We start from the raw sequence: 13,518 nt of genomic DNA on the forward strand, positions 1-13,518 counted from the left end.
CACCCCTATCCTGTTAGCTGGCGCTGGGTAGCAGGGAAATATCCGCTACCCGCAGGAACAGATTACGCAGTCGATTCAGCAGGGCCAAACGATTATTGCGCACGGCTTCGTTGTCTGCCATCACCATCACTTCATCGAAGAAGCGGTCCACCGGTTGGTGCAGAACGGCTAGTGAATGCAGAGCGGCTGTATAGTCACCCTTTTCGAACAGCGGCAGCACGGTGTCGGTCTGATGGTTAACCTGTTCGGCCAGGGCGAGTTCGGCGGGGTCTTGCAGCAGGCTGGCATCGACTGTGTCGTGCACTGTGTTTTCGCTCTGCTTGGCCAGAATGTTGGACACTCGTTTGTTGGCGGCGGCCAGCGCTCCGGCCTCAGGGCGCTGACGGAAGGCTTCTACCGCTTTTACCCGGCGGTCGAAATCCAGCGGGCGAGTGGGCCGGCGAGCATGAACGGCGAGATACACTTCAGCGCTAATGCCCTGCTCGTCATAATAGGCGCGGAAGCGTTCCAGCATGTAATCCACCACGCTGGTGGAGGGGTTTTCGGCTGGCAGGTCAGTGAACTGTTGCGCCGCCCAGTCGCAGCAGGTTTGCAGGTCCAGCGGAAGTTGACGCTCGATAATAATGCGCAGCACACCCAGGGCGGCACGGCGCAGGGCGAACGGGTCACGGGTGCCAGATGGCGGTTGGTTGATGCCAAACAGGCCGACCAGAGAGTCCAGCCGGTCGGCAATGGCCACGGCGCATCCGGTCAAGGTGGTGGGCAGGTTGTCTTTGGCGAAGCGCGGCATGTACTGTTCGTTCAGAGCGCTAGCGACGTCGGCGTGTTCGCCGTCGTGGGTGGCGTAGTACTGGCCCATGATGCCTTGCAGATCGGTAAATTCCAGCACCATTTCGGTGACCAGATCGGTTTTCGCCAGCATGGCGGCGCGCTCGGCCAATGCCGGGTCGCTGCCAATGGCTTGAGCAATCTTGCCGGCCAAAGCGGCGACGCGCACAGATTTGTCGTAAACGCTGCCCAGTTTATCCTGAAATACGATGGGCTTGAGCCGATCAATGCGCTGGTCCAGGCGCTTTTTGCGGTCGGTTTCGTAAAAGAACGCCGCGTCGGACAGGCGCGGGCGAATCACTTTTTCGTTACCGGCTATGACCTGTGACGGGTCTTTGCTTTCCAGGTTGGCGACGGTGATGAAAAATGGCTGCATCTGGCCGTTGTCATCCACCAGATGGAAGTACTTTTGGTGTTCTTTCATGGACGAAATAAGTGCTTCAGCAGGCACTTGCAGGAAACGCTCTTCAAAACGCCCCATCAGCGGCACCGGCCATTCGTTCAGGGCGGTCACTTCGTCCAGTAGGGCTTCGTCAATCACCGCAACGCAGCTCTGTTGCAGTGCCAGGGCGTTCACGCCCTTGCGAATCTGTTCCCGACGCTGGGCAAAATCAGCCAGCACGTAACCTTCCTGACGCAGCACCACTTCGTAGTCGGCCGGGGTAGGAATGATCAGTGATTTCGGGCAGTGGAAGCGGTGGCCACGGGTTTTGTTGCCGGGCTTCAGGCCCATGATCGGGTGATCAATCACGGTGCTGCCATACAGCATGACCAGCCAGTGTACCGGGCGCACAAATTCTGTGCGGTGAGCACCCCAGCGCATGCGCTTGGGAATCGGCAGTGCGGCCAGTGACTGCTCGATCAACTCTGGCATCAACTCGGCGGTGGTCCTGCCCTGCTCTACGGTGCGGAACACCAGCCAGGCGCCTTTGTCGGTTTCCAGGGTGTCGAGTTCGTCGGGGGTAACGCCCAGCGACGTGGCAAAACCGGTCAGTGCCCGGGTTGGGTTACCGGCGTCGTCAAATGCGGCTTTTACGGCTGGGCCGCGCTTCTCCACTGGCTTGTCGGGTTGGGCGTGGGCCAAGTCGCGAATGCGCAGGGCCAGGCGCCGTGGTGCGGCGAAAGGTTCTACCGCACCAAACTCAATGCCGGCGGCTTGCAGGCCACTAACAATGCCTTGAGTGAACGCATCAGAAAGCGGCTTCAGGGCTTTTGGCGGCAATTCTTCGGTGCCCAGTTCAACTAGAAAATCCTGTGTTGCCATCATCATGCCTTCCCTTTCTCCTGCTGTGCCTGCTTCGCGTTTTTTGCTTTCTTACCTTTGCCGTCGGCCTTGTTGTCTACTTTGCCTTCTATCTTGTTTGTGGCTTTCGCTTCGGCGGCTTCGGCCGCGGCCAATACTTCCGCGCGAATGCTGTCGATGGCCAGCGGGAAGCCAATCTTGCGGCGGCTGTCGAAGTACGACTGGGCCACGGCCCGCGCCAAGGTGCGTACCCGCAGGATGTAGCGCTGACGCTCGGTTACGGAAATAGCGTGGCGGGCGTCCAACATATTAAAGGTGTGGGAAGCTTTTAGTACTTGCTCGTAAGCAGGCAGCGGCAAGCCGGCCTCAATGAGCTTGGCGCTTTCGCGCTCGTACACGTCAAAGCTGTAGAACAGGAATTCGGTGTCGGCGTATTCGAAGTTGTAGGTGGACATTTCCACCTCTTGCTGGAGGAACACGTCGCCGTAGGTCACAACGCCGTTGGGGCCCTCAGTCCACACCAGGTCGTACACGCTGTCTACGCCTTGCAGGTACATGGCAATGCGTTCAAGGCCGTAGGTCAGCTCGCCGGTGACCGGGTAGCATTCAAGACCGCCAACCTGTTGAAAGTAGGTAAATTGGGTGACTTCCATACCGTTGAGCCAGATTTCCCAGCCTAGACCCCAGGCGCCCAAGGTGGGCGATTCCCAGTTATCTTCCACAAAGCGGATGTCGTGAATCAGCGGGTCCAGCCCCAGTGCTTTCAGAGAATCCAGGTAGAGTTCCTGAAGGTTGTCTGGTGACGGTTTCAACACCACTTGAAATTGATAATAGTGCTGCAGGCGGTTGGGGTTTTCGCCGTAGCGGCCATCGGTAGGTCGGCGGCTAGGTTGCACATAGGCGGCGTTCCAGCTTTCCGGGCCTATGGCGCGCAAGAAAGTGGCGGGGTGAAAGGTGCCAGCGCCCACTTCCATATCCAGGGGCTGCAGAATAACGCAGCCGTGCTTTGCCCAGAATGTCTGTAGCTCCAGGATCAGCCCTTGAAACGTCTTGATGTGTGGCTTAGGGATGTTCGTTGCCTTATCTGTCACGACGATTGCCTGCTGTTCAGTCTGTGTGTGGTACCCCGGCGCCTTGTTTTGCTAATGGGCACGCTAAAAACGGGGAAATTATACGCTGGTCACGCCAGCATTTCTAAAGGCAGATCAGAAAAAGGTCAGCCCTACTTGGAACAGTTTTTCCACTTCGTTGATTCGCGACTTGTCTACCAAGAACAGGATAACGTGATCGTCTGGCTGCACCCGCAGGTGGTCGTGGGCAATTAGCACTTCGTTGTGGCGCACAATCGCTCCGATAGTCGTGCCCTGGGGCAGGTTGATTTCGTCCAGTCGCCGGCCGACCACTTTTGATGAACGGTGGTCACCGTGGGCAATGGCTTCAATGGCTTCGGCAGCACCGCGGCGCAGCGAATGTACGTTCACCACATCGCCGCGGCGAACGTGGGTGAGCAGGCTGCCGATGGTGGTTTGCTGGGGTGATATGGCAACGTCTATTTCGCCGCCCTGAATCAGATCCACATAATCCGGGTTGTTGATCAGGGTGAGTACCTTGCGAGCGCCCAGGCGTTTGGCCAGCAAGGAAGCCATGATGTTGGCTTCGTCGTCATTGGTCACGGCGCAGAACACGTCGGTGTTCTCGATGTTTTCTTCCAGCAGTATGTCTTTGTCGGCAGCGTTGCCTTCCAGCACCACGGTTTTGCGCAGGTTTTCGGACAGCATGATGCAGCGCTCGTGGTTGCGCTCCAACAGTTTTACTTGATAACGGCCTTCCAGGGTTTGCGCTAGGCGCTGGCCGATGTTGCCGCCACCGCAGATGAAAATACGCTTGTAGGGTTTTTCCAGCGGTTGCAACTCGCTCATCACCGAGCGGATGTGGTTGGCGTCGGCAATGAAGAATACTTCGTCGCCGTCTTCAATTACCGTGTCGCCTCTGGGCATGATGGCGCGGTCTTTGCGAAAGATAGCGGCTACCCGGGTTTCAATGCGCGGCATGTGGGTGCGCAGGTAACCCAGTTCCTGGCCCACCAGTGGCCCACCTTTGATGGCGCGAATAGCGACCAGCCGGGTACGGCCTTTGGAGAACTCTAGCACCTGCAGGGCGCCAGGGTTTTCAATAAGCCGAGTAATGTGGCGGGTGACCAGCTGTTCCGGGCTGATCAATACGTCAATCGGGAAACCGTTGAGGTTTTCATGGTCTTTGCCAGAAAACAGTTCCTGATAAGCAAGATAGGAGGCGGCCCGTACCCGACAGATTTTTGTCGGTGTCTTGAACATGATGCTGGCAATCTGGCAGGCCACCATGTTGGTTTCATCGCTGTTGGTGACCGCAATCAACATGTCGGCGTCTTCGGCGTTGGCTTGTTTTAGAACCGACGGATACGAAGCCTTTCCCTGCACTGTGCGTATGTCGAGCCGGTCCTGCAGTTCCCGCAGGCGCGCGCCGTTGCTGTCGATTACGGTAATGTCGTTGGCTTCGTTGGCGAGGTTCTCTGCCAGCGAACCACCAACTTGTCCGGCTCCGAGAATCAGAATGTTCATAGCTCAGGTTTCTCCAGAACGGCGTAGAAAAAGCCATCGTGCCCGTCGTTCAGCGGCAGTAGTTGGCGCCCGGCGGGCATGGTGCGGCCCCACAGAGCCTCAGTTGTCATCAGTTCAGCGTCGGTCTGCTGTTTGCAGAAGCGCTGCACAATGCGGTGGTTTTCCTGTGGAAATACCGAGCAGGTGGCGTATACAAGGCGCCCGCCCGGTTGCAGTATGCGCCACATGGCAGCCAACAGACCCAGCTGGATTTGCGCCAACGGTACTACGTCGGATTCACGCCGCAGCAATTTTATGTCTGGGTGGCGGCGAATCACGCCGCTGGCGCTGCAGGGTACGTCCAGCAATATGCGGTCAAACGGCTGGCCGTCCCACCATTGATCAATAGCGGCGGCGTCGGCTTGCAGCAGGCTGGCGTGCAGATCCAGTCGGTCGAGGTTTTCCTGCACCCGCGGCAAGCGCTGGGCGGACTCGTCAATAGCGACGACTTCCGCTGCCTGGGGGCAACTTTCCAGTATGGCGCAGGTTTTGCCGCCGGGGGCAGCGCAGGCGTCCAGAATGCGCTGGCCCGGGGCCAGGTCCAGCACGGTAGTGCACAGTTGAGCGGCTTCGTCTTGTACGCTGACGGCGCCTTCGGCGAACCACGGCAGTGCGTCCACCGGTACCGGTCGTGCCAATTGAATGCCGTGTGGCGCAAAGCGCGTGGCGCGGGCGTCAATGCCGGCATCTAGCAGCAGTTGCAGATATTCGTCGCGGCTGAAACGCAGCGCATTTACCCGCAGTGTCATTGGCGCTTGGGTGTTGTTGGCATCAACAATGGCCTGCCAGTCATCGGGCCAGTTGTGGCGCAGCTTTTCGATCATCCAGCCGGGGTGGCTGTAACGGCTTGCGTCGTTGGCCGCCGCCGGGGCACCTTCCCGTTCGGCGCTGCGCAGTACGCCGTTCACCAAGCCGGTCAGGTGGGGTTTGTCCATGGCGCGGCAGGCTTCTACGGTTTCGTTCAGCACCGCATACGTTGCTTGCTGGCTGAAGCGTAGTTGGAACAGCGCTACCAGCATCAGGTGATGCACCACCCTGTCGTGGCTTTTCAAGGGTTTTTTCATGCGCCCCTGAAGCTCATCATCAAGTCGGTGAAACCAGCGGCAGGTGCCATAACACAGAGCCTGCAGCTGTGGTCGCAGATTCAGCGGCAGACGCAGCAGCGACGGTGGCAAGCACTGTGAAAGCGACTGGCCCTGTTCTACCGACAGCAAAACCTCGGCAGCAATGGCGCGTAATGGGGCGTGCGGTTGCATGTTATTGCAGCTCCTGGCCGGGCAGCAGAATCTGTTTGCCACCGTTTATCAGGTCGTTCACGCTTTGTGCCCGTGCGCCGGGCAGCTGCACCTGGCTGACTCGCAAAACACCTTCGCCGCAAGCGATATCGATGCCCTCACGCTGGCGTGCTAAAACGGTACCGGGGCTGGCTTTTTGGCCATTCTGCTCCTGTTTATGTTTCTGGACCTGAGCCAGGTGTAAGCGAATACGCTGGTCGCCCAGGTCGGTAAAGGTGCCAGGCCAAGGATTAAATGCGCGAATGAGCCGCTCGATGCTCTGGGCATCGCTGTGCCAGTCAATCTGGCCTTCCTGCTTCGCCAGCTTGTGGGCGTAACAGGCCTGTACATTTTGCTGTGCTTGCGGTTTTAGCGTGTTCTGCTCCAGCAATTGCAGCGCGCTTACAATGGCCTTGCCGCCCAGTTCGGCCAGCCGATCGTGCAGGCTGCCGCCGGTGTCTTCAGGGTGAATGGGTGTAGACACTTTCAGCAGCATGGCGCCGGTGTCCAGGCCTTCATCCATCTGCATAATGGTGATGCCGCTTTCAGGGTCGCCCGCAGCGATAGCACGCTGAATGGGCGCGGCGCCGCGCCAGCGGGGTAACAGGGAGGCGTGAATGTTCAGGCAGCCATGGACCGGAATGGACAGTACCGAGGCTGGCAGAATCAAGCCATAAGCGGCAACAATTATCACGTCTGGTTGTAAGTCGGCCAACTGCTGGCGGGCGTCTTCCATTTTGAAGTTGTCGGGCTGAAAAACCGCGATACCGGCATCCAGCGCCGCCTGTTTTACCGGCCCCGGGAGCAGTTTGCGGCCACGGCCCGCTGGCCGGTCTGGCTGGCTATACACGCCCACCACGTTGTATTTGGCGGCAAGTAGGGCTTTCAAGGCAATGGCGGCAAAATCAGGGGTTCCGGCAAAAACAATACGCACAGTGTTTGGCTCTCTGTTGGACTTTTCGTCGAATTCTCAGTCGGATTCGCTGATCCATTCAATACAAAAAACCGGGCGCAAAGGCCCGGTCATCAGTTTTATGACTGTTATGGCACCCAGGCCACCTTAATAAATGCTGGCTCAGGCACTCGTTTCAAGCGCTTTCCAAACACTCTTTAAGCACTCTTCTTTTGCAACTTTTCCAACTTTTTGCGGATACGTGTACGCTTTAGCGAACTCAAGTAATCCACAAAAAGTTTGCCGTTCAGGTGATCCATCTCGTGCTGGATGCACACCGCTAGCAGTCCGCGGGCTTCAATTTCAAAAGCTTCGCCATTGCGATCAAGAGCTTTGATGAGGCAATGCTCAATGCGCTCAACATCTTCATAAAATCCCGGTACCGACAGGCAACCTTCCTGCATGGCTTCCAGGTCGCCATCGAGCACCTCAATCTTAGGGTTGATGAATACCCTGGGTTCGCTGTTGTCATCTGACAGATCCATTACGACGATCTGCTGGTGCACGTTAACCTGGCTCGCCGCGAGGCCAATACCGACCGCATCGTACATGGTCTCGAACATGTCGTCGATAAGGGTGCGGATCTCGTCAGTTACGGTGATAACCGGCTTGGCGAGAGTTCGCAGACGTGGGTCGGGGTATTCAAGAATGTCTAGAATCATAGTACGTTACTTTTTTAAATGCGTGCTTTGGACAGTGAATGCCAACGTTCGTTCGCGTACAAAGGATGTCTGAAATGCGACCTTGTACTGCGCTTTTCAACCCCGGGGTGTTTATGATGCGGGACATACTTACCCGACCGGGGCATTTGCGTGTTGGCTCTATGTCTACATTATCTAACAATTTGGCGATTGAGTACAAACTGATCAGTCAATTGAGAAAAACTATGAGAGATACCTGTACGGGTGGGCAAACGTTAAAAGTCCCCGGTGGTGAGTAGATAACACTACAATTAACCGAGCATCTTCTATAGTAACGGGAATAACAACAGATTAAGCTAAAAAATAGCAGGCGAAAGCCAACCGGACTTCGGGCGCCAGCCGACCGAATTTAAGCATCAAAGCACGGGATCAAGGACTTAAACCATGAGGAAACTGCTGTACGCTCTGGCAGCTACAACGCTGTTGTTTACCGCTTGGGCCCAAGCAGCACCGGAGCTGCGGTCGGATCATCCCGAACGTTATACCGTTGTTAAAGGCGATACCCTGTGGGATATCTCCGCCCGCTTTTTGAACAACCCCTGGTACTGGCCGGAAATTTGGCAGGTAAACCCCCAGGTGGCCAACCCTCATTTAATTTACCCCGGTGACCGCTTGGCGTTGGTTTACATTGATGGCCAGCCAAAAATCATGAAAATGGCCAACGGTGACGGTGTGATCAAGCTGTCGCCGCAAGTACGCTCCGAAGCCATTGATACGCCGATCCCGGCCATACCGCTGGACGCCATCGCCAGCTTTTTAACCGATACCCGCATTGTTACTCCGGAACAGATAGAAGCTGCGCCTTACGTGCTGGAAGGTGAAGACGGCCGAATTGTTACCGGCGCTGGCGATCGCGTTTACGCTCGCGGCCAGAAGCCGGCGAACACGGTTGGCGTCTTCCGCCGTGGTAATGAATTTGTCGATCCGAAAACCGGTGAATTTCTTGGCCTGGAAGCTCGTAGTATTGGCACAGCCAAGGTTACTGCCACCAACGGCGATGTGTTGACGCTACTGCTGAGCCAATCCAACGAAGAAATTCGCATTGGTGACCGCTTGCTGGTGAATGCCAGCCGACCGCTTTCTACCAGCTTTGTGCCCACCGCGCCGGCGAAATCCGTAAGCGGGCAGATGATAGCGGTAGATGGCGGCGTTAATCAGATTGGTCAGTACGATGTTGTTGCTATCAATCTGGGCCTGCGCGAAGGCATAGAGCCGGGCAACGTAATGGCCGTGCTGCAAAGCGGCAATCTGGTGCGCGACCCGGTCACTGGCGAAACCATTGAGCTGCCGTCTGAACGCGCCGGTCTGCTGATGGTGTTCCAGGCTTACGAAAAAATGAGCTACGGCCTTATGCTGCAAGCCAGCCGGCCGCTGGCGGTGGGTGATCAGGTAACCAACCCCTGATCACCCGATAAAAACCCGAGCCGGGCACGGAATGCCCGGCTTTTTTCTGTGCGCAAGGAAGATGCCCGTGCCCCAAGTACCCCTGTTTTCATTTGATACGCCGCCCGGCTCCGACCTCACTGACCCCGCCGTTGACCAGGTATGTGATGACAGCCCGGAGCGGGCCCGGCAATGGCTGTTTTTGAGCCAGTTGCCGGGTTTTGGCCTAAGGGTGCGGCGCCGGTTAGCGGCGCACGTTCTGCAACTGCCCGACCTGCTAAACCTGGACAGCGCCAGCCATAAAGCCATGGGCCTGCCCGCAGATGCTTGTGGAGCCCTTGCTGCCTGGCGCCGTGATGACGCCGGACATCCGGCGTTGGTGGCTTTGCGAGCTATAGAAAGCGCCTGTGAGCGGCATGGTATTGGCATTGTGCACTGGCAGTCGTCGGCTTATCCGCTGCCGCTGCGCCACATTCATAACCCGCCTTTATTATTGTACATTCGTGGCGATACCAGCCTGCTCGGTCGTGACCAACTGGCGGTTATTGGCAGCCGCCACGCCACTCGTGCCGGGCTGGACCACGCTCGGGGCTTTGCTGCAGCGCTTGGCGAATGTAATCTGTTAGTCAGCAGCGGCCTGGCGTTGGGTATCGACGGTGCTGCCCACGCCGGTGCGCTGGACGCTGGCCATCCTACTTTGGCGGTGATTGGCAGTGGGCTTGATAAAATCTATCCGCGCCAACATCAGCGGCTGGGGGAGCGGGTGATTGCCAATGGTCTGCTGGTGTCCGAGTACCCGCCGGGCACTCAGGCTCGCCCCGCACACTTCCCCCAGCGTAATCGCATCATCAGCGGCTTGAGCCGGGGTGTTCTGGTGGTAGAGGCCGGTTTCAAGAGCGGCTCGCTGATTACCGCTCGGCTGGCTTCAGAGCAAGGCCGCGACGTGTTCGCCATACCGGGGTCGGTACACAGCCCGGTAGCCCGTGGTTGTCACCAACTGATTCGGCAGGGTGCTACGCTGGTAGAAAGCGTGGCCGACATCCTGCAGGAACTGGGGGGCTGGTGGATTGAGCCGGCAACACCGGGCGCAAGCTTACAAAGCGCTGCCACCGAGGGTCTGGACGCCCGTGAAATCGCCGTGCTGGAGGCTTTAGGGTATGATTCGCAATCAACCGATGTACTGGGTTCGAGCACCGGGCTGAGCGCCGATCAACTGATGCAGTCCCTGCTTTTGTTAGAGCTTCAGGGCCTGGCCACAGCGGCGCCCGGCGGATATGTCCGCATTGCCTGAACCCGGTGCCAACAGTGATTTCATTCAGGCTCAACTTTCCTATGGCAACAGATCACCCGCTGACCGACTGGCAATTACACTGCGCTCGCCGCACTCTGCAACAAGGCGGTGTGCTCGCGTATCCAACGGAAGCCGTTTGGGGTCTCGGCTGTGACCCCTGGAACGAGGTTGCGGTGCAACGCATTCTGGATCTGAAACAGCGCCCCGTACACAAAGGCATGATTCTGGTGGCGGCTTCGCTCGAACAGATTGCTTTTTTGCTGAACCCCCTGCCGCAAGACCTTCAGCAGCGAGCCCGACAGCATTGGCCTGGTCCTGTTACCTGCCTGCTTCCAGATGTGCACCAGCAGGTGCCCGAATGGGTACGTGGCGAGCACAGCTCGATTGCGGTAAGAGTGAGTGCGCATCCGGTGGTCAAAGCCCTGTGCAACGTTGTAGGCCGCCCGCTGGTTTCCACCTCGTGCAACCCCGCGGGCCGCGCCCCAGCTCGTTCGCCCTGGCAAGTTCAGGGTTATTTTCATGGCCAGCTGGACTGGGTGGTGCCCGGTGCGCTGGGTGGAAATCGCCAACCCAGCCGTATAATTGATATCGTTACCGGCCAGCAGCTACGTTAGGAGAAAACATGCCACAGCAACCAGACCCGCAGGCGGTCAAACACTATCTGTTACAGCTGCAAGACACCATTTGTCAGCGCCTGGCCGTGACCGACGGTGGCGGTGAATTTATTCACGACGCCTGGGATCGCATGGAAGGCGGCGGCGGTATTAGCCGAGTGATCGGCAGCGGCAAGGTATTTGAAAAAGGCGGTGTGAACTTTTCCCACGTGATGGGCAATACCATGCCGCCTTCGGCGGCGGCCCACCGCCCCCACCTGGCAGGCGCACCTTGGCAGGCTATGGGAGTGTCGCTGGTGATGCACCCCCACAACCCCCATGTGCCGACCTCTCACGCCAACGTGCGATTTTTTATCGCTACGCCGGAAAATGCTGAACCGGTGTACTGGTTTGGCGGCGGCTATGATCTAACACCCTATTACGGCGTTGACGAAGACTGCGAGCATTGGCATCGCACCGCAGCGAACGCCTGTGCGCCCTTTGGTGACGACGTTTACCCGCGTTACAAGCGTTGGTGCGACGAGTACTTTTTTCTGAAACACCGCAACGAACCCCGCGGCGTGGGCGGGCTGTTTTTTGATGATTACAATACCGGTGACTTTGCCCGCGATTTTGAATTTATGCGTGCTATCGGCGACAGTTACATTGACGCTTACGAACCCATTGTCCAAGCCCGCAAAAATCAGCACTACAGCGACGCTCAGCGTCAGTTTCAGCTCTATCGCCGTGGCCGCTACGTGGAGTTCAATCTGGTGTACGACCGCGGCACCCTGTTCGGGCTTCAGTCCGGCGGCCGCACCGAATCCATTCTGATGTCGCTACCGCCTCTGGTACGCTGGGATTATAATCAGACGTCGACACCTGGTAGTGAAGAAGCGCGACTGCTGGAGCACTTTCTGACCGGCCGCGACTGGCTCACAGCTTCCTGAAGGGGTAACGATGAAAAACGATCTGTATGCGGTGATTGGCCACCCCATTAGCCATAGTAAGTCACCGCGGATTCATGGTCTGTTTGCCAGCCAGACTGGCGAGGCGCTTGAGTATACGGCGATTCAGGCGCCCCTGAATGGTTTTGAAAACACCGTAACCGAGTTTTTCGCGCGCGGCGGCAAAGGCCTGAACGTGACTGTACCGTTTAAGGAAGCAGCCTGGCAGATGGCTGGCCGACACAGCGCCCGCGCTCTCAAGGCTGGCGCGGCCAACACTCTGTATCAGGACAACGGCGTGTTGGTGGCAGACAACACCGACGGCGCAGGTTTGGTAAAAGACTTGCTGCACAATCACCAAGTGGCATTGAAGGGCGCCCGTGTTTTGATATTGGGTGCTGGTGGCGCGGTACGCGGTGTTCTAGCGCCGCTGTTGCTTGAACAGCCGCACACGCTGGTGATTGCTAACCGCACGCCGGCTAAGGCGCAGAATTTGGCAGCGCTCTTTGCTGACGTCGCCGGTGTTACCTGGCTTGGCAGCCAGGCGTACGACAGTGTCACCGGCGATTTCGATGTCATTATCAACGGCACTAGCGCTAGCCTGCAGGGCGATTTACCGCCGCTGTCTGTAGAGCTGATCGGCGCTGATACGGTGATTTACGACATGATGTATGCTGCCACAAATACCACGTTTAACCAGTGGGCTCGGGATAACGGGGCAAAGCGCGTGTATGACGGCCTGGGCATGCTGGTAGAGCAAGCGGCCGAGGCATTCGAAGTGTGGCGCGGGGTGCGGCCGCAAACTGCTCCGGTTATTGCTAGTTTACGAACCCTTACAGCAAATTAAATCAGGCATAAATCAAGCGAAGAAAATAGTCAAAATGAAGGTTAACGCATGGACATACTAACGCTGGTAGGACTGGTTGCCGGGGTGCTGGTGGTGATACTGGCCATGCTGGCTAACGCCACCCTGCTGACCTTTCTTAACCTGCCCGGGTTGGCCATTGTGCTGGGCGGAACCTTTGCGGTAACGCTGATCAAGTTCCGCCTGAGTTCGTTGATGAGCGCTATTCGCCTGGCGTCGCGCGCGGCCTTTATGGACCGCGTAGAGCGTCCTGACGAGCTGATTCGCGAGGTGGGCTTGTTGTCCATGGTGGTGCGTAAAGAGGGTATTTTGGGCCTTGAAAACCACACCACCGACAATGTGTTTCTGCAGAAAGCCATTAATCTGTGTGTTGATGGCCATTCGCCAGAACTTGTAGAAGAAGCCCTGCACCATGAAATCCAGCAATGCTCCGAACGCCACGAGGTGGCAGAAAGAGTGTTTCGAGGCATTGGCGAATCGGCTCCGGCCATAGGAATGCTTGGCACTCTGGTAGGCTTGGTGCAAATGCTCAATACCCTTGATGACCCTTCTTCTATTGGCCCGGCTATGGCGATCGCTCTGCTGACCACGCTTTACGGTGCTTTTATTGCTCAGCTGATCGCCTTGCCTCTGGCGGACAAACTGCAGTTAAAAGCCGAAGACGAAATGCGCAACCAACTTTTGATTGCCACTTCCATTCAAAAAATCCTGCAAGGTGAAAATCCGAGGGTAATGACCGAATTGCTGTCATCGTTTTTGAACCCCGAGCAGCGCGACAGTCTGAAACGCGAGCAGGGGGGCTAAG

At 57.4% G+C, this 13,518-nt stretch carries 12 protein-coding genes; 6 read left to right on the forward strand and 6 right to left on the reverse strand.

Going from position 1 to position 13,518, the window contains the following annotated elements; genetic code table 11:
- Positions 1-13 precede the first annotated feature (13 nt).
- The 6 genes from glyS to def form a co-directional block, all read right to left on the reverse strand.
- Positions 14-2,092 (reverse strand): glycine--tRNA ligase subunit beta, encoded by a 2,079-nt coding sequence (gene glyS / locus ABA45_RS00170; RefSeq protein WP_048388525.1) that lies wholly within the window; start codon positions 2,090-2,092, stop codon positions 14-16.
- Between the two features lie 2 nt (positions 2,093-2,094).
- Positions 2,095-3,141: a glycine--tRNA ligase subunit alpha gene (gene glyQ, locus ABA45_RS00175; RefSeq protein ID WP_227506260.1), complete on the reverse strand. Its 1,047-nt coding sequence runs from the start codon at positions 3,139-3,141 to the stop codon at positions 2,095-2,097.
- A gap of 135 nt (positions 3,142-3,276) precedes the next feature.
- Positions 3,277-4,668 (reverse strand): Trk system potassium transporter TrkA, encoded by a 1,392-nt coding sequence (trkA, locus tag ABA45_RS00180; protein WP_014869353.1) that lies wholly within the window; start codon positions 4,666-4,668, stop codon positions 3,277-3,279.
- On the reverse strand, positions 4,665-5,963 hold the full coding sequence (gene rsmB / locus ABA45_RS00185; protein WP_048383468.1) for a 16S rRNA (cytosine(967)-C(5))-methyltransferase RsmB: 1,299 nt from the start codon (positions 5,961-5,963) through the stop codon (positions 4,665-4,667). The genes trkA and rsmB overlap by 4 nt, the downstream gene beginning before the upstream one ends.
- Position 5,964: 1 nt before the next feature.
- Positions 5,965-6,915, reverse strand: a complete 951-nt coding sequence (gene fmt / locus ABA45_RS00190; RefSeq protein WP_048383470.1) for a methionyl-tRNA formyltransferase — start codon at positions 6,913-6,915, stop codon at positions 5,965-5,967.
- A gap of 176 nt (positions 6,916-7,091) precedes the next feature.
- Positions 7,092-7,595, reverse strand: a complete 504-nt coding sequence (def, locus tag ABA45_RS00195; RefSeq protein ID WP_014869357.1) for a peptide deformylase — start codon at positions 7,593-7,595, stop codon at positions 7,092-7,094.
- Between the two features lie 423 nt (positions 7,596-8,018).
- On the opposite strand from def, the gene ABA45_RS00200 reads away from it, so the two are divergent.
- The 6 genes from ABA45_RS00200 (at position 8,019) to ABA45_RS00225 (ending at position 13,517) form a co-directional block, all read left to right on the forward strand.
- Positions 8,019-9,038 carry a LysM peptidoglycan-binding domain-containing protein gene (locus ABA45_RS00200; protein ID WP_048383472.1) on the forward strand — a complete coding sequence of 340 codons (1,020 nt, stop codon included), beginning with the start codon at positions 8,019-8,021 and terminating at the stop codon, positions 9,036-9,038.
- A gap of 67 nt (positions 9,039-9,105) precedes the next feature.
- A complete protein-coding gene (gene dprA / locus ABA45_RS00205; protein WP_198147014.1) occupies positions 9,106-10,308 on the forward strand; it encodes a DNA-processing protein DprA in 1,203 nt (400 codons plus the stop codon).
- A gap of 41 nt (positions 10,309-10,349) precedes the next feature.
- Positions 10,350-10,922: an L-threonylcarbamoyladenylate synthase gene (locus ABA45_RS00210; RefSeq protein ID WP_048383474.1), complete on the forward strand. Its 573-nt coding sequence runs from the start codon at positions 10,350-10,352 to the stop codon at positions 10,920-10,922.
- Between the two features lie 8 nt (positions 10,923-10,930).
- A complete protein-coding gene (gene hemF / locus ABA45_RS00215; protein WP_048383477.1) occupies positions 10,931-11,851 on the forward strand; it encodes an oxygen-dependent coproporphyrinogen oxidase in 921 nt (306 codons plus the stop codon).
- Between the two features lie 10 nt (positions 11,852-11,861).
- Positions 11,862-12,695 carry a shikimate dehydrogenase gene (gene aroE, locus ABA45_RS00220; RefSeq protein ID WP_048383478.1) on the forward strand — a complete coding sequence of 278 codons (834 nt, stop codon included), beginning with the start codon at positions 11,862-11,864 and terminating at the stop codon, positions 12,693-12,695.
- A 48-nt stretch (positions 12,696-12,743) separates the two neighbouring features.
- Complete coding sequence (locus ABA45_RS00225) at positions 12,744-13,517, forward strand: MotA/TolQ/ExbB proton channel family protein (protein WP_048383481.1); 774 nt, start codon at positions 12,744-12,746, stop codon at positions 13,515-13,517.
- The last annotated feature ends 1 nt before the right edge of the window (position 13,518 follow it).

The organism is Marinobacter psychrophilus (genome assembly GCF_001043175.1).
GTDB lineage: Bacteria > Pseudomonadota > Gammaproteobacteria > Pseudomonadales > Oleiphilaceae > Marinobacter > Marinobacter psychrophilus.

What these genes read in the sequence shown, in the direction of transcription:
- glyS (WP_048388525.1), bottom strand. Translation starts at nt 2,092, where the DNA reads ATGGCAACACAGGATTTTCTAGTTGAACTGGGCACCGAAGAATTGCCG.
- trkA (WP_014869353.1), bottom strand. Translation starts at nt 4,668, where the DNA reads ATGAACATTCTGATTCTCGGAGCCGGACAAGTTGGTGGTTCGCTGGCA.
- rsmB (WP_048383468.1), bottom strand. Translation starts at nt 5,963, where the DNA reads ATGCAACCGCACGCCCCATTACGCGCCATTGCTGCCGAGGTTTTGCTG.
- def (WP_014869357.1), bottom strand. Translation starts at nt 7,595, where the DNA reads ATGATTCTAGACATTCTTGAATACCCCGACCCACGTCTGCGAACTCTC.
- ABA45_RS00200 (WP_048383472.1), top strand. Translation starts at nt 8,019, where the DNA reads ATGAGGAAACTGCTGTACGCTCTGGCAGCTACAACGCTGTTGTTTACC.
- ABA45_RS00210 (WP_048383474.1), top strand. Translation starts at nt 10,350, where the DNA reads ATGGCAACAGATCACCCGCTGACCGACTGGCAATTACACTGCGCTCGC.
- hemF (WP_048383477.1), top strand. Translation starts at nt 10,931, where the DNA reads ATGCCACAGCAACCAGACCCGCAGGCGGTCAAACACTATCTGTTACAG.
- aroE (WP_048383478.1), top strand. Translation starts at nt 11,862, where the DNA reads ATGAAAAACGATCTGTATGCGGTGATTGGCCACCCCATTAGCCATAGT.
- ABA45_RS00225 (WP_048383481.1), top strand. Translation starts at nt 12,744, where the DNA reads ATGGACATACTAACGCTGGTAGGACTGGTTGCCGGGGTGCTGGTGGTG.